The following is a 25,201-nucleotide window of genomic DNA, read 5'->3' as shown; positions in this document are numbered from 1 at the left end:
AAATTAATATTTACTTTGAATACAAACATCAATTAAATACTTTTAAATACAATTAAATATTAGAACAATAAAACGACAGCAAGGCACAACCGTTTCAGCCTGCAATTAATCTTATTTATTGATTCGAAATATCAATTTTTTGGCGGATCCCCAAATCTATGATGATGGTCGCGGTTAACAACCCCTAAACAATTCTACAATATTGGGCACTATAAATTGGCTAAGGAGCAGTGAAATGCGAGTTAAAGGCATAACCCCGCAAGATCTCAAGGCTTATGGCATTAATGATGTTAGCGAAGTCGTCCACAACCCCGATTATGACACCCTCTACCGCGAAGAGCTCGACCCCAAACTGGAAGGTTACGAGCGTGGCGTAGTGACAAATTTAGGCGCAGTTGCCGTCGATACCGGGATCTTCACCGGCCGCTCGCCGAAAGATAAATACATCGTTCGCGATGACACCACCCGCGACACGCTCTGGTGGGCCGATAACGGCAAAGGCAAAAACGATAACAAACCCCTTTCTGAAGAGACCTGGCATCAGTTGAAAGGCCTCGTCACCGGGCAGCTTTCCGGCAAACGTCTGTTTATTCTCGATGCATTCTGCGGCGCCAACGCCGACACGCGCCTCTCGGTCAGGTTTATTACCGAAGTCGCCTGGCAGGCTCATTTCGTTAAAAATATGTTCATTCGCCCGACCGACGAAGAACTGGCAACGTTCGAGCCGGATTTTGTGGTGATGAACGGTGCAAAATGCACCAACCCAAACTGGAAAGAGCAGGGCCTGAACTCCGAAAACTTCGTGGCGTTTAACCTTACTGAACGCATGCAGCTTATCGGCGGCACCTGGTACGGCGGCGAAATGAAAAAAGGGATGTTCTCTATTATGAACTACCTGCTGCCGTTGAAGGGTATTGCCTCTATGCACTGCTCGGCAAACGTTGGCGAGAAAGGCGATGTGGCCGTGTTCTTCGGCCTCTCCGGTACCGGTAAAACCACCCTTTCTACCGACCCGAAACGCCGCCTGATTGGCGATGATGAGCACGGCTGGGACGATGACGGCGTATTCAATTTCGAAGGTGGCTGTTACGCCAAAACTATTCGCCTGTCGGAAGAGGCCGAGCCGGATATCTACCACGCTATCCGCCGCGACGCGCTGTTGGAAAACGTCACCGTTCGGGCAGATGGTACGATCGATTTTGATGACGCATCCAAAACGGAGAACACCCGCGTCTCTTACCCGATTTACCACATCGACAATATCGTTAAGCCGGTTTCGAAAGCGGGTCACGCGACCAAGGTTATCTTCCTGACGGCGGATGCATTCGGCGTACTGCCTCCGGTCTCACGCCTGACGGCAAACCAGACCCAGTATCATTTCCTGTCCGGCTTTACCGCCAAGCTCGCGGGCACCGAGCGCGGCGTTACCGAGCCAACCCCCACCTTCTCCGCATGCTTCGGCGCAGCCTTCCTGTCGCTGCACCCAACACAATATGCCGAAGTGCTGGTTAAACGCATGCAGGCCGCTGGCGCGCAGGCTTACCTGGTCAACACCGGCTGGAACGGCACCGGCAAACGTATCTCAATTAAAGATACCCGCGCCATCATCGACGCTATCCTCGATGGCTCGCTGGATGATGCCGAAACCTTCACCCTGCCGATGTTTAACCTGGCTATCCCGACCTCGCTAGCCGGCGTGGACAGCCATATTCTGGACCCGCGTAATACCTACGGCTCCCCGGAACAGTGGCAGGAAAAAGCAGAACAGCTGGCGAAACTGTTTGTAGAAAACTTCGAGAAATACACCGATACCCCTGCCGGGGCGGCGCTGGTTGCGGCCGGTCCTAAGCTTTAATTAGCTGATACAGGCGAAAAAAAACGAACCCTTCGGGGTTCGTTTTTTATTTAGCCTGGCGATTAACTTTCGCGATGAGCCACCACGCGGACTATTGGCAGCGGTAAATAAGCACGAATACGCAGCCCACCCCGCTCGCTTTTCCCTAAGTCCAACATCCCGTTATGGTTATCGATAATCCGCTGTACGATGGCTAAGCCAAGCCCGGTGCCGCTGGTACTGCGAGCGCTATCGCCGCGCACAAACGGTTGGAACAGATGCTGGAGCTGATCCGGCTCAATGCCCGGGCCATCATCCTCCACCTGGAACCAGGCGCGATTTAGCTCGCTGCCGCTGCTAACCTTGATCCAACCGTTACCGTAGCGGGCGGCGTTAACCACCATATTCGCCACCGCGCGCTTAATTGAAAGCGGGTGAATATTAAGGCGAATTTCCCCGTCCATCAGGTCGGTATCAATTTCGCGCTCATAGCCACTCTCGGCGGCAATCACTTCGCCCAGCACGCTGTTAAGATCGGCCATTTCCAGCGGCATTTCCTGCCCGGTGCGCAGGTAGTCGATAAACTGCTCGATAATCGCATTACACTCTTCGATATCTTTGTTTATCGACTCCGCCAGATAGCCATCTTCCTGGCCCATCATTTCCGTCGCCAGGCGAATACGCGTCAGCGGCGTACGCAGGTCATGGCTCACGCCCGCCATCAGCAACGTGCGGTCATCGGCAAGCTGCTTAACGCCCGCGGCCATGTGGTTAAACGCCCGGGTTACCGACCTCACTTCCGAAGCCCCGTATTCACGCAGCGGCGGAGGAATTATGCCTTTACCGACCTGCAGCGCTGCGTGCTCCAGGTCGACCAGCGGTCGGTTCTGTATTCGGATAAATAGCCAAGCCCCGCCGATTGCCAGCAGCATAATCGCCAGCGTATAGCGGAACAGCGGGGAGAAATCGCCCTGATGGATTTCGGTAAGCGGCACCCGCACCCAGATATTTGGCGACAGCCAGGTTTTCAGCCAGACGACCGGCGAGCTTTTGTTAACCTCAACGCGTACTTCCGTCGGGCCGCCAAGCTGCTGCGCCATCTGCTGGCTGAGAAACTCATAATGCTGCGCCCAGCGCAGGCCTGCATCTTCCGCCGCCTCGTTAGAGTAAAGCGAAATCCCCAGCTCGCGGTAAATCTCACGACGAAATGCAGGCGGCACCACAAGCTGGGTGCCGTCTTCAAGCTGCAGTTTGTCGGTCATCAGCATCCTGACTTCGTACGCCAACACCTTATTAAACTGCTGCAGGCTCGGCAAAATCGCGAAGTTCAGGACCACAAGATAGGTCGTCACCAGGCTGACGAACAGCAAGGTGACGATCAGCAACAGCGTACGGGCAAACGAGCTTCTGGGTGAGAAGCGGACTCGCCTCATGCCTTAGCGCCGTCCGGGACGAATACGTAGCCAAGACCCCAAACGGTCTGGATATAACGCGGATGCGCCGGGTCCTCTTCCACCATGCGGCGCAGGCGGGAGATTTGTACGTCGATGGAACGTTCCATCGCGGAGTATTCACGACCGCGCGCGAGGTTCATTAACTTATCGCGGGACAGCGGCTCACGCGGGTGGCTCACCAGTGCTTTCAGCACCGCAAACTCACCGCTGGTCAGCGGCATAGGCTCGTCTTCGCGGAACATTTCGCGAGTACCGAGGTTCAGCTTGAATTTACCGAACGCAATAACCGCTTCTTCCTGAGAAGGCGCGCCCGGCAGTTCATTGGCCTGACGGCGCAGCACGGCACGGATACGAGCCAGCAGTTCACGTGGGTTAAACGGCTTAGGAATATAGTCATCCGCGCCAATTTCCAGGCCAACGATGCGGTCGACTTCTTCGCCCTTGGCGGTCACCATGATAATCGGCATCGGGTTGCTCTGGCTGCGCAGACGGCGGCAGATAGAAAGGCCATCTTCGCCCGGCAACATCAGGTCCAGCACCATCAGGTGGAAGGATTCGCGGGTCAGCAGGCGATCCATTTGTTCGGCGTTGGCTACGCTGCGAACCTGGAAGCCCTGCTCGGTGAGATAACGCTCTAACAGCGCGCGCAGGCGCATGTCGTCATCGACGACCAGAATTTTATAGTTCTCTTGCATCGTAAGTACTCCCAAAGGCTCGAACAGTTGAGTGTCTATTCTTAAAAAACTGCGTTAATACGACCAGTCAATTCTGGTATACATTCTAGTCGAAATTGTTACAAAGCATATTAAACAGTAGGTTATCAACGTTTTAAATCAAAATTTGGTGACTTGCTTCCCAAATTACGGCGGTTGCATTCCTCATTGAGCATCGGTTTAAATCACACTCTGATTTTACAGGCAGCAGGGCAGAAAAATGAAAACGCCGTTAATCACCCGTGAAGGCTACGAAAAGCTCAAAAAAGAGCTGGATTATCTGTGGCGTGAAGAGCGCCCCGAAGTGACCAAAAAAGTCACCTGGGCGGCAAGCCTCGGCGACCGCAGTGAAAACGCCGACTACCAGTACAATAAAAAGCGGCTCCGCGAGATAGACCGTCGGGTTCGCTATATCACCAAATCCCTTGAGCGGCTGAAAATCGTCGATTATTCGCCGCAGCAGGAAGGCAAAGTCTTCTTTGGCGCCTGGGTCGAAATTGAAAACGACGACGGCAACCTGCTGCGCTTTCGCATCGTCGGTTACGACGAGATTTTTGGCCGCAAGGATTACATTTCTATCGATTCACCGATGGCCCGCGCCCTGCTAAAGAAAGAAGTCGGCGACCAGGCCGTGGTGCAAACCCCGTCCGGGGAGATGCAGTGGTACGTCAATGAAATTGAGTACCCTAAGCCAGAATAACGAGCGGCAAAACAGTCCGAAACCCGATATTCGTCGGTCGGCGGCTGGCAATTTTGCGCCCCTATCCGTATAACTGTTTGCTGAATTTTCCGTATTACACAGATGAAAAGCCATGATGAATGATTCGCTTTGCCGCATTATTGCGGGTGAGCTTCACGCCAGAAACGAACAGGTAGAAGCCGCCGTTCGCCTGCTGGATGAAGGGAATACCGTGCCGTTTATCGCACGTTATCGTAAGGAAGTCACCGGCGGTCTGGATGACACGCAACTGCGTCAACTGGAAACTCGTCTTAGTTACCTGCGTGAACTTGAAGAGCGCCGTCAGACCATCCTCAAGTCGATTGCCGACCAGGGTAAACTGAGCGACGAGCTTGCAGGGGCGATTAACGGGACTTTAAGCAAAACCGAGCTTGAAGACCTCTACCTGCCGTATAAACCGAAACGCCGCACCCGCGGGCAAATCGCCATTGAAGCGGGCCTTGAGCCGCTGGCCGACTTGCTGTGGAACGAGCCTTCCCACGAGCCGGAACAGGAAGCAGCCCGCTTCGTTGATGCCGATAAAGGTGTTGCCGACGTCAAAGCCGCGCTGGATGGCGCACGCTATATCCTTATGGAGCGCTTCGCGGAAGACGCTGGGCTGCTGGCCAAAGTGCGTGACTATTTGTGGAAAAATGCCCATCTGGTTTCCGTTGTTGTCAGCGGTAAAGAGGAAGAAGGCGCTAAATTCCGCGACTACTTCGACCACCATGAACCGATTTCTACCGTACCCTCACACCGCGCGCTGGCGATGTTCCGTGGCCGCAACGAAGGTATTTTACAGCTGTCGCTCAACGCCGACCCGCAGTTTGATGAGCCGCCGCGCGAAAGCTACTGCGAGCAGTTGATCATCAACCATCTCGATCTGCGCCTGAATAACGCGGCGGCAGACGCCTGGCGTAAAGCGGTTGTCAGCTGGACGTGGCGCATTAAGGTGCTGATGCATCTGGAAACCGAGCTGATGGGCAGCGTGCGCGAACGTGCGGAAGACGAAGCGATTAACGTCTTTGCCCGTAACCTTCACGATCTGCTGATGGCCGCTCCGGCCGGGCTGCGCGCCACAATGGGCCTCGACCCTGGCCTGCGTACCGGCGTGAAGGTGGCGGTAGTTGACGCCACCGGCAAACTGGTCGCGACCGACACGATTTACCCCCATACCGGCCAGGCGGCCAAAGCGGCTGTCGCCGTTGCGGCACTGTGCGAGAAGCACAACGTCGAGCTGGTCGCCATCGGCAACGGCACCGCTTCCCGCGAGACAGAACGTTTCTTCCTCGACGTGCAAAAACAGTTCCCGAAGGTCACGGCGCAGAAAGTTATCGTCAGCGAAGCTGGAGCTTCCGTCTACTCGGCTTCAGAGCTGGCCGCGCTGGAATTTCCGGACCTGGATGTGTCTATTCGCGGCGCTGTTTCCATCGCCCGCCGCCTGCAGGACCCGCTGGCAGAGCTGGTGAAAATCGATCCAAAATCTATCGGCGTTGGCCAGTACCAGCACGACGTGAGCCAAACGCAGCTGGCGAAGAAGCTGGATGCGGTGGTGGAAGACTGCGTAAACGCCGTTGGCGTAGACCTGAATACCGCCTCCGTTCCGCTGCTGACCCGCGTTGCAGGGCTAACGCGCATGATGGCGCAGAATATCGTGAGCTGGCGTGATGAAAACGGCCGCTTCCAGAACCGCCAGCAGTTGCTGAAAGTCAGCCGTCTGGGGCCAAAAGCCTTCGAGCAATGTGCGGGCTTCCTGCGTATTAACCACGGCGACAACCCGCTTGATGCTTCTACCGTCCACCCGGAAGCCTACCCGGTGGTCGAGCGTATTCTGGCTGCAACCCAGCAGGCGCTTGCCGACCTGATGGGCAACAGCAACGGACTGCGCGACCTGAAGGCCAGCCAGTTCATCGATGAGCGTTTCGGGGTGCCAACCGTCACCGACATCATCAAAGAGCTGGAAAAACCGGGCCGCGATCCACGCCCTGAGTTTAAAACCGCGCAGTTTGCTGAAGGCGTTGAAACCATGAACGACCTGACGCCGGGCATGGTGCTGGAAGGTGCGGTGACCAACGTCACTAACTTTGGCGCTTTCGTGGATATCGGCGTTCATCAGGACGGGCTGGTGCATATCTCGTCCCTGTCCGACAAGTTTATCGACGACCCGCATAAAGTGGTGAAAGCAGGCGATATCGTGAAGGTCAAAGTGCTGGAAGTCGATTTGCAACGTAAACGCATCGCTTTAACCATGCGCCTTGACGAGCAGCCGGGCGAAAGCGGTAGCCGTCGCAGCAGCAGTAACAGCGCCCCTCGCGAGCAGAAAGGCCGCCCTGCGGCACAGCCGAAACCGCGCGGGCGTGACAACGCCAGCGGCGGCAACAGCGCAATGATGGATGCGCTGGCGGCGGCAATGGGCAAGAAGCGTTAAATCATGCTCCTCTTCCTGCAAAGGGAGAGGAGTTATTTTCATTTGCGGTGTAAAGACGAAAAAAATAAGCCTGGCTTGATCTAAATCAATTCTCAATAAATACTCAACGCGGAAACCAGCAATTATCACCTTCGTAACATCAGCGATACCTGAATAACATCGCAATAATAATTTAACGCCACAAATTAAAAATAAATTATAACTATTCAAATAGTTACAGATAACCCCCATCATCAATGCATTACGCCCCCTCTCTAATCATCAGAAAAAAATAATTAAATTCGTTAAATCCGGCCTCAAAAATAAATATTGTGGGCGGTAACCATTCTCATTATCATTGCATTGAACGTTATTTCTTCTCTTTCTCCCGACAGTTTAATTGGCATTCATCGTGCGAATACATCGCCATTGAAACGAGAATTCAGCCAGAGTCAATGCAGAGCCCAGCTCTAAGTAGGTCCTATGCAATTCTTACCGAATAGCGCGTGGAAAATTACCGGCTTCGCCCGCGAAATCAGTCCGGCTTATCGCCAGAAATTATTGTCCCTCGGCATGCTTCCGGGTTCCTCGTTTAACGTGGTACGCGTAGCCCCACTCGGCGACCCCATTCATATCGAAACTCGCCGCGTTAGCCTGGTGCTGCGCAAGAAAGATCTCGCGCTGGTTAATGTCGAAGCCGTTTTCTAACGGCAGGTGAGCGCTCGCGCTTGTTCCAAACTCAACGAAGTCCACGAATAAAATGAAAAACTTAACCATTGGTTTAATCGGTAATCCCAACTCGGGGAAAACCACGCTCTTCAATCAGCTGACGGGTGCCCGGCAGCGCGTGGGCAACTGGGCTGGCGTGACCGTAGAACGTAAAGAAGGTCAGTTTTCCACCCTTGAGCATCAGGTGACGCTGGTTGATTTACCCGGCACCTATTCACTCACCACTATTTCGTCCCAGACTTCTCTTGATGAGCAAATCGCCTGCCACTACATCCTCAGCGGCGATGCAGACTTGCTGGTAAACGTGGTTGATGCTTCCAACCTTGAGCGCAATCTGTACCTCACCCTGCAACTGCTGGAGCTGGGTATTCCATGCGTAGTCGCGCTTAACATGCTCGATATCGCCGAGAAGCAGGCCATCCGTATTGATATCGATGCCCTCGCCGCACGCCTGGGCTGCCCGGTCGTGCCGCTGGTCTCAACCCGCGGTCGCGGCATCGAAAGCCTGAAGCTCGCCATCGACCGCAAACAGCCCAACCAACAAAGTGACCTGGTGCATTATCCGCAGGTCTTGTTGCAGCAGGCAGACAGCCTGGCCGCAGACATGCCGCAGGAGATGCCCGCCAAACAGCGCCGCTGGCTGGCGCTTCAAATGTTGGAAGGCGATATCTACAGCCAGGCTTACGCTGGCAACGCTTCCGACAAGCTGGAAATTGCTCGCGCCCATCTCGCGGAGACGATTGAAGATCCGGCCCTGCTGATTGCCGATGCGCGTTATCAGAGCATTGCTTCGGTATGCGAGGCGGTCAGCAACAGCCTGACGGCGGAGCCAAATCGCCTGACCGTAGCGATGGACAAAGTCATCCTCAACCGCTATCTCGGCCTGCCGGTATTTATGCTGGTGATGTATCTGATGTTCCTGCTGGCGATTAATATCGGCGGCGCGCTACAGCCAATATTTGACGCAGGCTCGGTCGCTATCTTTATCCACGGCATTCAGTGGCTGGGGTATACGCTGCACTTCCCGAACTGGCTCACCGTCTTCTTAGCTCAGGGCGTGGGCGGCGGGATCAACACCGTGCTGCCGCTGGTGCCGCAAATCGGCATGATGTATCTGTTCCTCTCCTTCCTTGAGGACTCCGGCTACATGGCTCGCGCCGCATTTGTGATGGACCGCCTGATGCAGTCTCTCGGTCTGCCGGGCAAATCATTTGTGCCGCTAATCGTTGGCTTCGGCTGTAACGTGCCTTCGGTTATGGGCGCACGTACTCTGGATGCCCCACGCGAACGCCTGATGACCATCATGATGGCACCGTTTATGTCCTGCGGCGCTCGGCTGGCAATTTTCGCGGTATTTGCCGCTGCCTTCTTCGGCCAGCAGGGCGCGCTGATTGTGTTCTCCCTTTATATTCTCGGCATCGTGATGGCGATTCTCACCGGCCTGATGCTGAAACACACCATCATGCGCGGCGAGGCGACCCCTTTTGTTATGGAGCTGCCGGTTTATCACGTTCCGCACCTTAAGAGCCTGCTGCTGCAAACCTGGCAACGCCTGAAAGGCTTTGTACTGCGTGCCGGTAAAGTGATTGTCATCGTCAGTATTTTCATCGGCGCGTTGAACAGCTTCTCGTTCAGCGGCAAAGCGGTAGATAACATCAACGACTCGGCTCTGGCATCCGTCAGCCGTGTGTTAACACCGCTGTTGAAACCTATCGGCGTGCATGAAGACAACTGGCAGGCTACCGTTGGGCTGTTTACCGGCGCGATGGCAAAAGAAGTTGTGGTCGGTACCCTGAACACCCTTTACACCGCCGAAGATATTCATAACGAAGAGTTCGACGCGGCCAGCTTTAATCTGGTTGACGAACTCGGTGCCGCCGCCGATGAAACCTGGCAGAGCCTGAAAAATACCTTCAGCCTCAGCGTGCTGGCAAACCCGATAGAGGCCAGCAAAGGCGATGGGGAGATGTCCTCCGGCCCGATGGGCGTGATGAGCAGCAAGTTTGGCAGCGAAGCCGCGGCCTACAGCTACCTTATCTTTGTCCTGCTCTATATCCCGTGCATCTCCGTAATGGGTGCGATTGCCCGTGAGTCCAGCCGCGGCTGGATGACCTTCTCGGTGCTTTGGGGGCTGAACATCGCCTATTCGCTCTCCACTCTGTACTACCAGAGCGTCACCTTCAGCGCCCATCCTCGGTTTAGCCTGGTCTGTATTCTTGCGGTGGTGCTCTTCAACGTGCTGCTGCTTGGCGGCCTGCGCCGCGCCCGCAGCCGGGTTGACGTGTCGCTGTTGGCAACCAGAAAAACGCCGTCCACCTGCTGCCAGAGCAGCGCGGGCGACTGCCATTAAGGAGCTAATCATGGCGAGCCTGATTGATATCCGCAACGCGTTGGCGCTCCAGGGCCGCCTGGAAGCCTCGCAGATAAGCCAGCAGCTCGCTACGCCCCTGCCAATGGTTACCGCCATGCTGGGGCGACTTGAAGCCATGGGCAAAGCGATGCGCATCAGCGAAGACCCGAGTAGCTGCCTGACGGGGAGCTGCAAAAGTTGCCCGGAAGGAAAGAAATGCGTGCGGGAGCTTTGGGCCTTACGCTAGATAAAAAAAGGCGGGTCATCCCCGCCTTGCTTCATTCCTGAGTTTGTTACTTCGCTATTTTGTACACGTCCGCAGTGGCATGCACGTTTTTGGTGTATTTCTCAGCGCTGGTCACGACAAAGTAGTCCCCGCCCAGCTTATCGGCCTTTTTGGTTAGATCTCTTCTTGCGTCCATCGGCGCGGAGGTTTTATCCGTCACGATAGTGCCGATTTTAGTTAACTTCATGCCTGCAACTTTATCTTTTTCAAGTTCTTTAGCCGCAAAAGCGCCAAAGGAAACAGCACTAACCAACAATGTCGTAACGATGCCTGTTATCAATTTCATAGCCAGCACTCTCCGTAGGTATCTGTTTTTTTCAACCGGGATTCACCCCGTAACGGTTAATTATTCACCCTTTGCACGGTGAATAATTGAGTATTGGCACAAAATGATTTTTTCGCCACGGATGAACAGGTTACTCCTCGAGCTGTTGATTAAGCTCAAGTAGCGTCTGGCAAAACTCATTCGGATGAGAGATAAACGGCGCATGAGCCGCTTTAGCGAATATCTGCGAACGCGACTGCGGCCAAAGTTCGTCGAGCAAAGGTACGATTTTGCGCGGCACCAGCCCGTCCAGGCGACCATACAGGCGTAAATGTGGAATGGTTGAATGAGCCAGAGCGGCTCGCAGGTCGGCCGTTCTCAGGATCTCCAGCCCGCCGTTTAATACTTCAACCTCCGGCATCGGCTGCTCAAGCACCACCGATTTAAGCAGGCGCGCGTCCTGGCGAGCCGTTTCCGTACCCATAGTTTGCAGCGCGAGGAAGCGCTCGACCGTGCGCTGAAAATCTTCGCTAAGCTGCTGCTGGAAACCGGCCAGCACCTCAGGCTTGATCCCCGGCCAGTCGCCGCTGGCGGTGAAGCAGGGAGAGGAAGCTACGGTAACCAGACCCCGCACTCGCTCCGGCTGTAAAAGCGAAATCTGGCTTGCCACCAGCCCACCCAGACTCCAGCCCAGCCAGATAGCGCGCTCCGGTGCCTGAGCCAATACGATTTCCGCCATTTGCTCCAGGGTTAACGAGCCAAAACCTTTGCTCCTGCCGTAGCCCGGCAAATCAACAAGGTGAAGCCGGAAATGCGAGCCGAGTTCCGCCGTAATGTTATGCCACACTCCGGCATTCAGTCCCCATCCGTGCAACAGCACAAGATCGTCTTTTCCTTCACCTTTTGTTTGCCACCACAGGTCGCTCATCAGTTACCGTTCTCGTTTTAATCCGCAAGGAGGCCGCTATGCTAACAATCCCTGGCCGCTGTTGGCTATGCCAGTTACCGCTCGCGTGCCCAGGGTGGGGAATTTGCTCACGCTGCACCGGCTCGCTTCCACAACCTCCGCCCTGCTGCTCGTGCTGCGGCCTGCCCGCATTAAGCGGAAAATTGCTCTGCGGGCGCTGCCTGCAAAAACAGCCGGAGTGGGACAAGCTAACCTTCGTGACAGATTACCTTCCGCCGCTGAATAAGCTTATCCACCAGCTAAAATTTAACGGTTCACCTTCCCTCGCCCCGGCGCTGGCCCGGCTTTTACTGCTGAGCGTGCTGGCCGCCAGGCGCGAAGGCAAAATTAGCCTGCCGGACCTCATCCTCAGCGTGCCGCTGCACCACACCCGGGCATGGCGGCGCGGCTATAACCAAAGCGCACTTATTGCCACCCCGCTGGCACATTGGCTGGGGCGAGAACATTTGCCTTTTGCTATCAAACGTATACGTTCATCACCCGCGCAGAGCCGGCTGACGGCCAGGCAGCGAAAGAAGAATTTGAAAGGCATCTTTAGGGTTGAAATCCCGGTGGCAGGTCGCCATATCGTTGTTGTGGATGATGTCGTGACGACGGGTAGCACTGTTGCGGAGATAGCGCGCATGCTGAAGAGGCAGGGCGCGGCGACTGTCCAGGTATGGTGCCTGTGTCGAACCTTGTAGACCCTCGACGATGGGCGTATTATAACCGACTAAAATAGTCAACTATTGAGCAATCGTTATGATCCGTATTTCCGATGCTGCACAATCCCACTTTGCCAAACTGCTGGCAAATCAGGAAGAAGGGACGCAAATCCGCGTATTCGTAATCAATCCTGGCACCCCAAATGCGGAGTGTGGTGTGTCTTATTGTCCGCCGGATGCGGTTGAAGCTACCGATACCGCCCTGCCGTTTGAGCAGTTAACCGCTTATGTGGACGAGCTGAGCGCACCTTATCTTGAAGATGCCGAAATTGACTTCGTCACCGACCAGCTTGGCTCCCAGCTGACGCTGAAAGCGCCAAACGCGAAGATGCGTAAAGTTTCCGACGATGCGCCGCTGATGGAGCGCGTTGAGTATATGCTGCAGGCCACCGTTAACCCACAGCTGGCAGGCCACGGCGGCCGCGTAACGCTGATGGAAATCACCGACGAAGGCTACGCTATTCTGCAATTTGGCGGCGGCTGTAACGGCTGTTCAATGGTAGACGTAACGCTGAAAGAAGGGATTGAGAAGCAGCTGCTGAACGAGTTCCCTGAGCTGAAAGGCGTGCGTGACCTGACCGAGCACCAGCGCGGCGAGCACTCTTATTACTAATTAGATAAACCCCTCACCCCGGCCCTCTCCCCAAAGGGGAGAGGGAGGAAAGAGATCTCGTAGGTTTCACCATGCTGTTCCCTCTCCTTTCCAGGGAGAGGGTTAGGGTGAGGGTCGTCAAATCACATTTTCTTACGCCGTTTATCTAAATCCTTCAGCAGCTTATTCACTCTCTCATCGCCAAACATCTGCTCAAGCGAATGAGTTAACTTGCGACGCCAGTTTTTATACTGATCGCTGGTTCCCGGAATATTCACCGGTTCCGCCATATCCAGCCAGTCTTCCGGCTGGAGCCCAAGTAAGGCGCTGTTGCTGTCGGCTATATAGCGCTGCATCCCGCGACTTAATGTATCGGTCATGGTCATCAAGCTGGCTTTGTGCCCTGCGCGTTTCGGCAGGCAGCCGTACTTATGCAGGCTGTCCAGCAGGCCCTGTTTAGCCCTTTCGCGATCCTCATACAGTCCTTTCAGAACGGCTTCATCGGGATAAAGCCCGAGCGTTTTGCCGAGCGTTAAATCGCCGCTGTTCCAGTAGCCCCGCAGGGTCGGCAAGTCGTGAGTCGTTGCGACCGCCATAGACTGTTTCAGCCACGCGGCAGGTGCGCGGAACTGCTTCTCGCCGTCATGTTCGAAATACAGCACTTTGTACGAGTAAACCCCGCTGTCGCGCAGCTTGCCGATAATTTCCACCGGCACGGTTCCCAAATCCTCGCCAATCACCATGCAGCGGTGCCGCTGGCTTTCAAGGGCCAGAATGGCAAGCAGATCGTCTATCGGATACTGAACGTAAGCCCCTTTATCCGCCGTTTCGCCGTAAGGGATCCACCACAGCCGCAGCATAGACATAACGTGGTCTATGCGTAACGCGCCGCAGTGCGTCATATTGGCACGCAGCAATTCGATGAAAGGCTGGTAGGCACGAGCCACCATCACATGAGGATCAACCGGCGGTAGCCCCCAGTTCTGCCCAAGCGGCCCGAGAATATCAGGCGGCGCGCCCACGGAGGCTTTCAGGCAGTAGAGTTCACGGTCGCACCAGGTTTCAGACCCGCCTTCCGCCACGCCTACCGCCAGATCGCGGTAAAGGCCAATCGGCATGTTATAGCCCTGGCTCAAGTCCCAGCAGGCTTTAAACTGACGCCAGGCAAGATATTGCAGCCAAAGCCAGAAGTTAACCTCGTCGCGATGTTCCTCGCAGAACGTCTTAACGTCGGCGCTGTGGGCATCACGATAGCCTTCCGGCCAAACCGGCCAGCCCCAGCGCATTGTGTCCTGCTTCACCTGGTTTGCATGCAGCGCGTCATAAGCCGCCTGATAAAACAGCCCTTCACCGCCGTCGGCAACAAACTGGTTAAACGCCGCAACCTGCGGGTCTTGAGCCTTCCGCTGAGAAAACTGCTGCCACGCCATGCGCAGAGCGGAAATCTTGAGCGCCGTAACGGCAGAATAATCTACCCACTCGGCGTCCCTGGCCGCACGAAGCTGCTGCTGAGTCGAGCTTTTTTTCCACCACGCCTGCGCCTCTTCGCTGCTCTTAAAATCTTCAACCGCGTTAACGTCGATATAGATAACGTTCAGCCAGCGGCGAGATGAAGGACTATACGGGCTGGCGCTCTCCGGGTTCGCCGGGTATAAAGCATGGATAGGGTTAAGGCCGATAAACGATCCGCCGCGGGCCGCAACATCTGCCAGCATGCGCTTTAAATCGCCAAAGTCCCCAATTCCCCAGTTTGCGTCGGAGCGCAGAGTGTAGAGCTGCACGCAGGCGCCCCACAGTTTTTTATCCTGCAATAAAGCATCCGGCTCATAGCAGCGCTGCGGCGCAACGATAACCCGGCAGGCCCAGCGGCGGCCACCCTGCTCCACCCTCAGGTCGTGATAACCTTCAGGGAGTTTGGCTGGCAGCACCAGGTTCTTCCCGGCCACCGCGCTGCCGTGATGCTGCTCTCCGTCTTCGGTCGTCAGCAGCCAGCTAAATTCCCCTTCGCCCACCAGCGCCAGCTGCATACGCTGCCCGGCGGTAAAGACCTTAACGCCTGCCACCGGGCCAGGCCCGGATTCAGGTGCCGCAGTGCGGTTCATCGCCTCCAGCAGACGCCTTTTAGTGTCCTCAGGAATATCCTGCGGCTTACCGTGCGCGTTGATGTAGTTCGGGCTAATTCCTGCCGCCAGAGCAGCATTATCAAGGCGTTTGCGTTCCATGGCGCTCCCTTAGCGTTTTGCCTGCCAGATACGTTGCTGGTAATCGCGAATCGAGCGATCGGAGCTAAACATTCCGCAGCGGGCGCTGTTCAGAATCGCCGCACGAGTCCAGGCTTCCTGGTCGAGATAGAGCTTGTCGGCAAGCTTTTGCGCTTCGGCGTAGGCGCTGAAGTCCGCCATCACCAGATACGGGTCGCCGCCTTCTTTACCCATGCTGTGCAGCATCTGATCGAAAGCGTGTTTATCGCCGTCGCTATATTTACCCTGCTCAAGTTCTTTGAGCACCGCATCCAGCACCTTGTCTTTCTTGCGCCATTTCAGCGGATCATAGCCTTTCGCTTTCAGCGCTTTAACCTGCTCCACCGTATGGCCGAAGATAAAGATATTCTCGTCGCCGACCTTCTCGGCAATCTCAACGTTAGCGCCGTCCAGCGTGCCGACCGTTAACGCGCCGTTAAGCGCCAGCTTCATGTTGCCGGTACCGGAGGCTTCTTTGCCTGCGGTAGAAATCTGCTCTGAGATATCCGCCGCCGGGATCATCACTTCCGCCGCTGAAACGCAGTAATCCGGCAGGAACACGACCTTCAGCTTGTCTCCAACCAGCGGATCGTTATTCACCGCTTCGGCCACTTTGTTAATCGCGAAGATGATATTTTTAGCCAGGTAGTAGCCCGGCGCGGCTTTCGCCCCAAACAAATAGACGCGCGGCACGCGGTCTGCATTCGGGTTTTCACGGATTTCTTTGTACTGCGCCAGGATATGCAGCAGGTTCAGGTGCTGGCGTTTGTACTCGTGCAGGCGTTTTATTTGCACATCAAACAGCGCGTCCGGGCTAATCACAATTCCGGTTCGCGCCTTCACGAACGCGGCCAGCTTCACTTTGTTCTGGTATTTAATCTCGCGCCAGGTCTGGCGGAATTTGGCGTCATCGGCGTATTTTTCCAGCCCTTCCAGCACGTCGAGATTGTTGGCCCACTCTTTTTTCAGCGTTTTGTCGAACAGCGCGGCCAGCGCCGGGTTGCACTGCTTGATCCAGCGGCGCGGCGTAATGCCGTTGGTCACATTGTGGAATTTGTTCGGCCAAAGCTGGTGATACTCAGGGAACAGATCTTTTACCACCAGCTCAGAATGCAGCGCCGCAACGCCGTTCACCGCGAAGCCGCCCACTACGCAAAGGTTAGCCATGCGCACCTGTTTGTTGTGCACCACGGCAAGCTTCGCCCAAACGGCTTCGTCACCCGGCCAGGTTTTATCGACCAGCACTTTAAACCGCTTATTGATTTCAGTGATTATCTGCATATGCCGCGGCAACAGCGCCTTAACCAGCTTTTCATCCCAGCACTCGAGCGCTTCCGGCATCAGAGTGTGGTTGGTGTAGGCGAAAGTTTTGCTGGTGATTACCCAGGCGTCGTCCCAGCTCAGCTGATGCTCGTCAATCAGCACGCGCAGCAGCTCAGGGATAGCGATAGTCGGGTGCGTGTCGTTCAACTGGATAACTTCGTAATCCGGCAGCTCGGCAAGCTTGCGGCCCGCCAGATGATGACGGCGAAGAATGTCTGCCACCGAACAGGCGCACTGGAAATACTGCTGCATCAGGCGCAGCTTTTTGCCGTTCAGGTGGTTGTCGTTCGGGTAAAGCACTTTAGTCAGCTTTTCGGCATCAATGCCCTGCTGCTCGGCCTTCAGGAATTCGCCGTCGTTAAATTTAGTCAGATCGAACGGATGGGCGTGTTTGGCCTGCCAGAGGCGCAGCGGCTGAGCCACGCCGTTACGGTAGCCAAGCACGGGCAGATCCCATGCTTCACCGTGAAAAATAAAGGCTGGCTCCCAGCGCTGAATTTTCCCGGCTTTCACTACTTTGCCTCCCACGCCAACCTGGACGTCAAGCTGGGTATTATGGCGGAACCAGGGATAGCTTCCGCGCAGCCAGTCGTCCGGGGCTTCCATCTGCTTGCCGTCCTTGAAGGACTGGCGGAACAGGCCGTACTGATAGTTAAGGCCATAGCCAATTGCCGACTGCCCAACCGTCGCCATTGAATCCAGGAAACAGGCTGCAAGCCGCCCCAGTCCGCCGTTACCCAGCGCCGGGTCAATCTCTTCTTCCAGCAGGTCGGTGAGGCTAATCTGGTGCTCCTGAAGCACCTCACTTACCTCAGAGAACCAGCCCAAATTAAGCAGGTTATTTCCCGTCAGGCGGCCAATCAGAAACTCCATAGAGATGTAGTTTACATGGCGCTGTTTAGCTGCGGGTTTGGCGGCAGGAGAAGCAGCCAAAAGCTCGGCCAGCGCTCCGCTAACCGCATGCCACCACTGGCTACGGGTCATTTCACCGGCATCATGAAGCCCATAACGCTGCCACTGACGCGTCAGAGCGGCCTGAAACTGTTGTTTACTGAAGATCGGCTGTGACATAGGAAATCGGTCCTGTAATGTTCGAAAATCATTACCCGTTAGTGTGCCGGGCAGCCTGGTTGACTTCCTCATCCCGCTGCGGATTAGGCGGGGAGGAGTAGCGAGGATGAGCGAAAAATGTGATCTCTGCCACCCGCCGACTCGATGTAACAGGTTTCATTCGTTCCGGAGCAAGGAGTGAGCAATCGCATTCATGAAAAAATGGAACTGTGACAGGGTGCAACTTACCGAGCACGGAAAGTTCAACAATCTTGCAATAAAGAACGTTCTGGTCGACCTTATCCGTAAGCATTAATTACGAAGCGTAAAAAAAATCGCATCCTTGAACATTTTCCCTCCTTTATTGTCTACGCGGCCGCGCGAAACGGCGCTGCTGCGTGCAATATGTCGGGGAAATTTATACACAGTGAAGTGATCAACTATGTTAATCCCATCCAAATTAAGTCGCCCTGTTCGGCTGGAAAACACTGTGGTTCGCGACCGCCTGTTGGTGAAGCTTTCGACTGCCGCCAACTACCGGCTGGCGCTGATCGCCAGCCCCGCAGGTTACGGTAAAACTACCCTGGTCTCACAGTGGGCGGCGGGGAAAAAAGAGCTGGGCTGGTACTCCCTGGATGAGGGGGACAACCAGCAAGAGCGCTTTGCCAGCTACCTGATCGCCGCCGTTCAGCACGCCACCGGCAGCCACTGTGTCAGCAGCGAAATCATGGCGCAAAAACGCCAGTACGCCAGCCTTTCGTCGCTATTTTCCCAGCTGTTTATCGAGCTGGCAGGATGGGATAAACCGCTGTATCTGGTGATTGATGATTATCACCTGATAAGCAACCCGGTTATCCACGAAGCGATGCGTTTCTTTATTCGCCACCAGCCGGAAAACCTGACGCTGGTTATTTTGTCGCGTAATTTACCCCAGCTTGGTATTGCCAACCTGCGGGTGCGCGATCAACTGCTGGAAATCGGCAGCCAGCAGCTCGCCTTTACCCATCAGGAAGCCAAGCAGTTCTTTGATAACCGTCTGGCGAGCCCGATAGAGCACGCCGACAGCAGCCGTCTGTGCGATGACGTTGCCGGATGGGTTACCGCCCTCCAGCTTATCGCCCTTTCCGCACGCCAGAGCAACACGCCCGCCCAGCATTCGGCGCGCCGCCTGTCGGGTATCAACGCCAGCCATCTGTCGGACTATCTGGTAGATGAGGTGCTGAATAACGTAGACGCGGATACCCGCAACTTCCTGCTGCGCAGCTCTATTTTGCGCTCGATGAACGACGCGCTGATTGTCCGGGTCACCGGCGAAGAAAACGGCCAGATGCGCCTGGAAGAGACCGAGCGCCAGGGCTTGTTCCTGCAGCGCATGGACGATTCGGGAGAATGGTTCTGTTTCCACCCGCTGTTCGGCAGCTTCCTGCGTCAACGCTGCCAGTGGGAGCTGGCCGCTGAACTGCCCGATATTCACCGCGCGGCGGCAGAAAGCTGGATGGTTCAGGGCTTCCCGAGCGAGGCGATTCACCACGCGCTGGCGGCCGGTGATGCCAATATGCTACGCGATATCCTGCTGGGCCACGCCTGGGCGCTGTTTAACCACAGCGAACTGACGCTGCTGGAAGAGTCTCTCAAGGCGCTGCCGTGGGAAAGCCTGCTTGAGAACCCGAAGCTGGTGCTCCTCCAGGCCTGGCTGATGCAAAGCCAGCATCGTTACAGCGAAGTAAATACCCTGCTGGCTCGCGCCGAGCAGGAGATGGATTTAGTCATCGACGATACGCTACACGGCGAATTCAACGCCCTGCGCGCTCAGGTGGCGATTAATGCTGGCGACCCGGCAGAAGCCGAGCGTCTGGCGATGGTGGCGCTGGAAATGCTGCCCCTGGCCAATTTTTACAGCCGCATAGTGGCAACCTCCGTTCATGGCGAAGTGCTGCACTGCAAGGGCGATCTCACTAAGTCGCTCTCGGTAATGCAGCAAACCGAGCAGATGGCGCGCCGCCACGATGTCTGGCACTACGCGCTTTGGAGCCTGATCCAGCAAAGCGAAATTCTGCTGGCGCAGGGCTTCCTGCAGGCGGCCTGGGAAACCCAGGAAAAAGCCTTTGTCTTAATCCGCGAGCAGCATCTTGAGCAGCTCCCGCTGCACGAGTTCCTACAGCGTATTCGCGCTCAACTGCTTTGGGCGTGGGCGCGACTGGATGAAGCAGAAGCCGCCGCTCGCTGCGGGATGGAGGTGCTTTCCAGCTTCCAGCCGCCTCAGCAGCTACAGTGTCTGGCACTGCTGGTTCAGTGCTCGCTGGCCCGAGGCGACCTGGACAATGCCCGCAATCACCTTAACCGTCTTGAAAATTTACTCGGGAACGGTCCCTGGCACAGCGACTGGGTGTCTAATGCCGACAAGGTACGAGTTATCTACTGGCAAATGACCGGCGACAAGAAGTCGGCCGCCAACTGGTTGCGCCAGACGCCGAAGCCGGAGTTCGCCAATAACCACTTCCTGCAAAGCCAGTGGCGCAACATCGCCCGGGTGCAGATCCTGCTCGGCGAATATGATCCTGCGGAAATGGTGCTGGAAGAGTTAAACGAAAACGCCCGCAGCCTGCGCCTGATGAGCGATCTCAACCGCAACCTGCTGCTGCTGAACCAGCTTTACTGGCAGGCTGGGCGTAAGAGCGACGCCCAGCGCGTTCTGCTTGAGGCGCTGGCGCTGGCAAACCGCACCGGGTTTATCAGCCACTTTGTGATTGAAGGTGAGCCGATGGCCCAGCAGTTGCGCCAGCTGATCCAGCTCAATACGCTGCCGGAGCTGGACCAGCACCGCGCCCAGCGTATTCTGCGCGAAATTAATCAGCATCATCGCCACAAGTTCGCGCACTTCGACGAAAGCTTTGTTAACCGCCTGCTGAATCACCCCGAGGTGCCGGAGCTTATCCGCACCAGCCCGCTTACCCAGCGCGAATGGCAGGTGCTGGGGCTGATTTATTCTGGTTACAGCAATGAGCAGATAGCGGGCGAGCTTGATGTCGCCGCGACCACGATAAAAACGCACATTCGTAATTTATATCAGAAGCTTGGCGTGGCACATCGCCAGGAAGCGGTGCTGCACGCGCAGAAATTGCTGAAGATGATGGGATATGGGGTTTAAATAGGGCGCATTCAATGCAGCTCCAGGCATACATTGGCCTGGCTTTCAGAAATGTGTAAATAGCAATAATCTAAAGGCATTGCCTCTATAAGCCTGCAATTTTTCCGTTCACCCGTAGTACTTTTCCCCTGCACGTTCCGCGAACGGTGAACGTGTCAGGGGGAAATACGCCTTTCCCCCTGACCACCCCCGGCGCCGGCAAGCTCATCGCCGCTAAAGCGGTAAACCCCCGGCTATCACCCAAACATTCGGGGTCGTTCGCGATCCGTTCCCGACGATCGCTCTCTTTCGCTGCTCCCGGCAGCTCAACCCCGCCTGTTTGGGTCAAAGCCGGGGGCGCTGAGAGCCGGGGACAAGGGCGTGGCTTTTGGACTTAACGCGACGTGGAGTTTCAGAGTGGCTGTGGGCTTAAAGCGCGGCACTTGTTCCGGCTTAAATCGCCTCCGTTTTCTCTCCGACTGACCAGGGTCCGGGCGTCCGGAACGACCGGAGGCTGTGAGTGTCGGGAACGCATCTCAGCCGACCCAGGGCTGGGAGATAAAACGGGGGTTTACCGCTTGCGGCGATTTATCTCGCCGGGAGTCCGGGTTCTCAGGGGAGTGACGGTGACTCCCCTGAGACGTTCACCGGTTCGGTGGCTACTTAAGAAGCAGCGCTGGAAGTGAACGGAACATTTGCAAGACAGATATAAACGTCAGGGAATACCCACAGTTTTAAGACGCCAACGACAACCCAGCTTTAGCCGCGCGCTTTACCAGCCACTGCGACACTCGAGTTTGCTGCTCTTCATCCAGCCACATCCCCAGCTTGGTTCTGCGCCAGAGCGCATCTTCCGCGCATTTCACCCATTCGTGATCCGCAAGGTAACGCAGCTCGGCTTCGTAAAACTCATGGCCAAAATCTTCGCCCAGGTCGCTCACGCTGGTTGCTTCCCCGAGGACTAAATCGCTGTTGCTGCCGTAGGTACGCGCCAGGCGGCGAGCCAGGCTCTCGGTCAGGAAGCCGTAACGGCGGCGCAGTTTTGCCGCGTAATCATCACGGTCACCGCCGATATCCCCGCCGGGCAGGCGGCTTTCTTTGGTCCAGGCCGGGCCGATGTTCGGGTAGTAACGCTCCAGCTTATCAAGCGCATGCTCGGCGAGCTTGCGGTAGGTCGTCAGCTTGCCGCCAAACACCGACAGCAGCGGAGCCTTGCCGTTTTCGTCGTGAATATCCAGGGTGTAATCACGGGTTACGGCCTGCGGCGAGTCGGACTCATCGTCACACAGAGGGCGAACACCGGAGTAAGTCCAGACAATATCTTCTTTGCTCAGCGACTTTTTAAAGTGCGCGTTATAGACGTTCAGCAGATAGTTAATTTCTTTGTCATCAATCTGCACCGCTTTCGGGTCACCGTGATATTCAACATCGGTGGTGCCGATGATGGAGAACTCATCCATCCACGGAATAACAAACACGATACGTTTATCTTCGTTTTGCAGAATGTAGGCCTGCTTCTGGGTATGCACGCGCGGCACCACGATATGGCTGCCTTTAATCAGGCGGATACCGTAAGGAGATGGCAGCTCCAGCCCTTCATCAAAGAAGGTTTTCACCCACGGGCCGGTCGCATTGACCAGGCCTTTCGCACGCCAGGTAAAGGTTTCGCCGGTATCGATATCCTGAGCCTCAACCACCCAAACGCCATTTTCGCGGGTCGCTTTGGTAGCCCGGGTACGGGTTTTCACTTCACCGCCTTTGCGGGTCACCATCTGGGCGTTTGCCAGTACCAGGCGAGCATCATCAACCCAGCAGTCAGAATATTCGAAACCGCGCACGATTTCCGGCTTCAGCACCGAGTCCGCGCCAAAACGCAAGCCGGTGGAGGCCGGCAGGCTGGTGCGTTTCCCGAGATGGTCGTACATAAACAGACCGGTACGGATCATCCACGCGGGGCGAAGATGCGGGCGGTGCGGTAAGCGAAAGCGCATAGGGAAGGCAATATGGGGAGCCATTTTCAGCAGCACTTCACGCTCGGCGAGCGCTTCGCTCACCAGACGAAATTCGTAATGCTCCAGATAGCGCAGGCCACCGTGGATAAGCTTGGAACTGGCGGAAGAAGTGGCGCACGCCAGATCCTGCCCTTCCAGCATTAACACGGATAACCCGCGGCCCGCGGCGTCGGCCGCAATACCGGCGCCGTTTATGCCACCGCCAATTACAATCAGATCTTTGGTTTCCATGTTGCCCTCACGCACTTTCGTTAAAGCTCAAAAATGTTCGATATCGCTCATAATAGCAATTGTTCATCCGCTTTGGTAACGAAATAAAAACATTTCTACGTGATATGGATAACATATTGGCGTTAATATCAGCGCCAGCGGGGTGCAATGCCTTAACATGCCCCTTGTTTCCTTTCATTCTCGACGAGTAAAACCATGGATCAATTTGAATGTATTGGTGTGGAAGAAGCCCACCAGAAACTCCAGCAGCAGCAGGCGGTATTAGTGGATATCCGCGATCCGCAAAGCTTTGCCATGGGACACACGCCGGGGGCTTACCACCTCACCAACGACACGCTGGTGACTTTTATGCAGCAAGCCGACTTCGACACGCCGGTAATGGTGATGTGCTACCACGGCAACAGCAGCAAAGGCGCGGCTCAGTATTTGCTGCAACAGGGCTACGACCAGGTGTATAGCGTTGACGGCGGTTTCGACGCCTGGCACCGTCATTTTCCTGCCGAGGTCGCTCACGGCTCGTAAAGTTCAGCGTTTGCGCTCACTCCGGGTATACTGCTTGCCTTTGTACGGCTTTAAAGACGAACTTGGTTAAACTTTCATGATAATGATCACCTCTTTCGCCAACCCGCGCGTGGCGCAGGCTTTTGTCGACTATATGGCGACCCAGGGCGTTATTCTTACCGTTCAGCAGCATACTCAGAGCGACGTCTGGCTGGCAGATGAAAGCCAGACTCAGCTGGTTCGTGCCGAGCTGGAACGTTTTCAGGCCAACCCCGGCGACCCGCGTTATCAGGCTGCCAGCTGGAGTACCGGCCACAGCGGCGTTGGCTTCAGCTATAAACGCTATCCTTTTTTTGCCACTATCAAAGAGCGCGCCGGGCCGCTGACCCTTGGCGTCATCTTTGTCTGCATCGCGCTGTTTGTACTGCTGAACCTGGTCGGCTTTGGCCCGGTAATATCGCTGCTTGGCTGGCCGCTTGACCCGAGCCAGCGCTTTGAGTTCTGGCGCTACTTTACCCACGGCCTGCTGCATTTTTCCTTTATGCACATCATCTTTAACCTGCTGTGGTGGTGGTATCTCGGCGGAGCGGTGGAAAAACGCCTCGGTACCGGCAAACTGCTGACGCTGACGCTCATTTCCACCCTGCTGAGCGGCTTTATGCAGGCTAAATTTACCGGCCCGCTGTTTGGCGGCCTGTCGGGCACGGTGTTTGCCCTGATGGGTTACGTCTGGCTGCGCGGCGAACGAGACCCGGACAGTGGCATTCAGATGCAGCGAGGCCTGCTGACATTTGCCATTATCTGGCTGGCTATCGAAGTCTTTACTCAATCTGCGGTGATCCCGGCTCACCTGACCGGTATGCTGGTTGGTCTGGCTATGGCGCTGGTCGACACCCTGAATGCGCGAAAACGAACATAACAACGCTGGAGTAGATGGTGAAGCAAACACAACGTCATGACGCGATTATTGAGCTGGTTAAGCAGCAGGGATACGTCAGTACCGAAGAGCTGGTGGAGCAGTTTGCCGTCAGCCCGCAAACCATTCGCCGCGATCTGAACGATCTCGCCGACCAGAATATGATCCTGCGCCATCACGGCGGTGCGGCCCTGCCTTCAAGCTCGGTAAACACCCCGTGGCACGACAGGAAGGCAACACAAACCGCCGAGAAAGAGCGTATTGCGCAAAAGGTTGCCAGCCAAATTCCTAACGGCGCGACGCTGTTTATCGACATAGGCACCACGCCGGAAGCCGTTGCCCATGCGCTGCTGGGCCATAGCAACCTGCGCATCGTGACTAACAACCTCAACGTGGCTAACACGCTGATGGTAAAAGAAGACTTCCGCATCATTCTGGCAGGCGGAGAGTTGCGCAGCCGCGACGGCGGCATCATCGGGGAAGCGACGCTCGACTTTATCTCCCAGTTCCGCCTCGACTTCGGCATTCTCGGCATCAGCGGCATCGACAGCGATGGCTCGCTGCTGGAGTTCGACTACCACGAAGTCCGGACCAAACGCGCAATCATCGAAAACTCACGCAGCGTCCTGCTGGTTGTGGACCACTCGAAGTTTGGCCGTAATGCGATGGTTAACCTGGGCAGCATCAGCCTGGTGGACACGGTTTATACCGACGTGATGCCTCCGGCAGGCGTGATGCAGGTGATTAAAGAGAATAACGTGCAGCTGGAGCTGTGCTGAGTT

At 55.8% G+C, this 25,201-nt stretch carries 19 protein-coding genes; 12 read left to right on the top strand and 7 right to left on the bottom strand.

The window, feature by feature from the left end; translation table 11 throughout:
• Window positions 1-235 precede the first annotated feature (235 nt).
• Window positions 236-1,855 carry a phosphoenolpyruvate carboxykinase (ATP) gene (pckA, locus tag FOC35_RS10225; protein WP_172568849.1) on the top strand — a complete coding sequence of 540 codons (1,620 nt, stop codon included), beginning with the start codon at window positions 236-238 and terminating at the stop codon, window positions 1,853-1,855.
• Window positions 1,856-1,917: 62 nt separating this feature from the next.
• Here pckA and envZ read toward each other — a convergent pair whose 3' ends face one another.
• Window positions 1,918-3,267, bottom strand: a complete 1,350-nt coding sequence (envZ, locus tag FOC35_RS10220) for a two-component system sensor histidine kinase EnvZ (protein WP_016538533.1) — start codon at window positions 3,265-3,267, stop codon at window positions 1,918-1,920.
• A complete protein-coding gene (ompR, locus tag FOC35_RS10215; RefSeq protein ID WP_006177890.1) occupies window positions 3,264-3,983 on the bottom strand; it encodes a two-component system response regulator OmpR in 720 nt (239 codons plus the stop codon). The genes envZ and ompR overlap by 4 nt, the downstream gene beginning before the upstream one ends.
• Before the next feature lie 238 nt (window positions 3,984-4,221).
• Here ompR and greB point away from each other — a divergent pair, with 238 nt between their 5' ends.
• The 5 genes from greB to feoC all read left to right on the top strand — a co-directional run bounded on the left by greB (window position 4,222) and on the right by feoC (window position 10,452).
• On the top strand, window positions 4,222-4,701 hold the full coding sequence (gene greB / locus FOC35_RS10210) for a transcription elongation factor GreB (protein WP_172568848.1): 480 nt from the start codon (window positions 4,222-4,224) through the stop codon (window positions 4,699-4,701).
• A gap of 112 nt (window positions 4,702-4,813) precedes the next feature.
• A complete protein-coding gene (locus FOC35_RS10205) occupies window positions 4,814-7,147 on the top strand; it encodes a Tex family protein (protein WP_172568847.1) in 2,334 nt (777 codons plus the stop codon).
• 462 nt (window positions 7,148-7,609) lie between these two features.
• On the top strand, window positions 7,610-7,834 hold the full coding sequence (feoA, locus tag FOC35_RS10200) for a ferrous iron transporter A (RefSeq protein ID WP_016538536.1): 225 nt from the start codon (window positions 7,610-7,612) through the stop codon (window positions 7,832-7,834).
• 52 nt (window positions 7,835-7,886) lie between these two features.
• Window positions 7,887-10,205 (top strand): Fe(2+) transporter permease subunit FeoB, encoded by a 2,319-nt coding sequence (gene feoB / locus FOC35_RS10195; RefSeq protein ID WP_016538537.1) that lies wholly within the window; start codon window positions 7,887-7,889, stop codon window positions 10,203-10,205.
• Window positions 10,206-10,215: 10 nt separating this feature from the next.
• Entirely contained in the window at window positions 10,216-10,452 is a 237-nt protein-coding gene (feoC, locus tag FOC35_RS10190; RefSeq protein ID WP_016538538.1) for a [Fe-S]-dependent transcriptional repressor FeoC, read from the top strand.
• A gap of 46 nt (window positions 10,453-10,498) precedes the next feature.
• Here the strand turns inward: feoC and FOC35_RS10185 are convergent, their stop codons facing one another.
• Together FOC35_RS10185 and bioH are read right to left on the bottom strand one after the other, a co-directional pair.
• Complete coding sequence (locus FOC35_RS10185; RefSeq protein ID WP_016538539.1) at window positions 10,499-10,777, bottom strand: YdgH/BhsA/McbA-like domain containing protein; 279 nt, start codon at window positions 10,775-10,777, stop codon at window positions 10,499-10,501.
• A gap of 130 nt (window positions 10,778-10,907) precedes the next feature.
• Window positions 10,908-11,684 carry a pimeloyl-ACP methyl ester esterase BioH gene (gene bioH / locus FOC35_RS10180; RefSeq protein ID WP_172568846.1) on the bottom strand — a complete coding sequence of 259 codons (777 nt, stop codon included), beginning with the start codon at window positions 11,682-11,684 and terminating at the stop codon, window positions 10,908-10,910.
• Window positions 11,685-11,722: 38 nt separating this feature from the next.
• Here bioH and gntX point away from each other — a divergent pair, with 38 nt between their 5' ends.
• Together gntX and nfuA are read left to right on the top strand one after the other, a co-directional pair.
• The gene (gene gntX / locus FOC35_RS10175) at window positions 11,723-12,406 is read left to right on the top strand and encodes a DNA utilization protein GntX (protein WP_055696379.1); all 684 of its coding nucleotides are present in this window, start codon (window positions 11,723-11,725) and stop codon (window positions 12,404-12,406) included.
• A gap of 58 nt (window positions 12,407-12,464) precedes the next feature.
• Window positions 12,465-13,040: a Fe-S biogenesis protein NfuA gene (gene nfuA / locus FOC35_RS10170; RefSeq protein WP_016538542.1), complete on the top strand. Its 576-nt coding sequence runs from the start codon at window positions 12,465-12,467 to the stop codon at window positions 13,038-13,040.
• A gap of 122 nt (window positions 13,041-13,162) precedes the next feature.
• On the opposite strand, the gene malQ is transcribed toward nfuA, so the two are convergent.
• A complete protein-coding gene (gene malQ / locus FOC35_RS10165) occupies window positions 13,163-15,241 on the bottom strand; it encodes a 4-alpha-glucanotransferase (protein WP_172568845.1) in 2,079 nt (692 codons plus the stop codon).
• 9 nt (window positions 15,242-15,250) lie between these two features.
• A complete protein-coding gene (malP, locus tag FOC35_RS10160) occupies window positions 15,251-17,653 on the bottom strand; it encodes a maltodextrin phosphorylase (protein ID WP_172568844.1) in 2,403 nt (800 codons plus the stop codon).
• Window positions 17,654-18,074: 421 nt separating this feature from the next.
• Here malP and malT point away from each other — a divergent pair, with 421 nt between their 5' ends.
• The gene (malT, locus tag FOC35_RS10155; protein ID WP_172568843.1) at window positions 18,075-20,780 is read left to right on the top strand and encodes an HTH-type transcriptional regulator MalT; all 2,706 of its coding nucleotides are present in this window, start codon (window positions 18,075-18,077) and stop codon (window positions 20,778-20,780) included.
• A 713-nt stretch (window positions 20,781-21,493) separates the two neighbouring features.
• Here malT and glpD read toward each other — a convergent pair.
• Window positions 21,494-23,002, bottom strand: a complete 1,509-nt coding sequence (gene glpD / locus FOC35_RS10150; RefSeq protein WP_172568842.1) for a glycerol-3-phosphate dehydrogenase — start codon at window positions 23,000-23,002, stop codon at window positions 21,494-21,496.
• A 195-nt stretch (window positions 23,003-23,197) separates the two neighbouring features.
• Between glpD and glpE the strand changes: the two genes are divergently transcribed.
• The 3 genes from glpE (at window position 23,198) to FOC35_RS10135 (ending at window position 25,198) form a co-directional block, all read left to right on the top strand.
• Window positions 23,198-23,524, top strand: coding sequence for a thiosulfate sulfurtransferase GlpE (gene glpE, locus FOC35_RS10145; RefSeq protein WP_016538548.1), 327 nt, complete (start codon window positions 23,198-23,200; stop codon window positions 23,522-23,524).
• Between the two features lie 76 nt (window positions 23,525-23,600).
• Complete coding sequence (gene glpG / locus FOC35_RS10140) at window positions 23,601-24,422, top strand: rhomboid family intramembrane serine protease GlpG (RefSeq protein WP_172568841.1); 822 nt, start codon at window positions 23,601-23,603, stop codon at window positions 24,420-24,422.
• Window positions 24,423-24,439: 17 nt separating this feature from the next.
• Window positions 24,440-25,198 carry a DeoR/GlpR family transcriptional regulator gene (locus FOC35_RS10135; RefSeq protein WP_039899456.1) on the top strand — a complete coding sequence of 253 codons (759 nt, stop codon included), beginning with the start codon at window positions 24,440-24,442 and terminating at the stop codon, window positions 25,196-25,198.
• Window positions 25,199-25,201: the final 3 nt, after the last annotated feature.

The organism is Cedecea sp. FDAARGOS_727 (assembly GCF_012273235.1).
Taxonomy (GTDB): domain Bacteria; phylum Pseudomonadota; class Gammaproteobacteria; order Enterobacterales; family Enterobacteriaceae; genus Cedecea; species Cedecea davisae.
The sequence above is the reverse complement of the archived record's forward strand: the minus strand, read 5'-3'. Positions and strand labels throughout refer to the sequence as shown.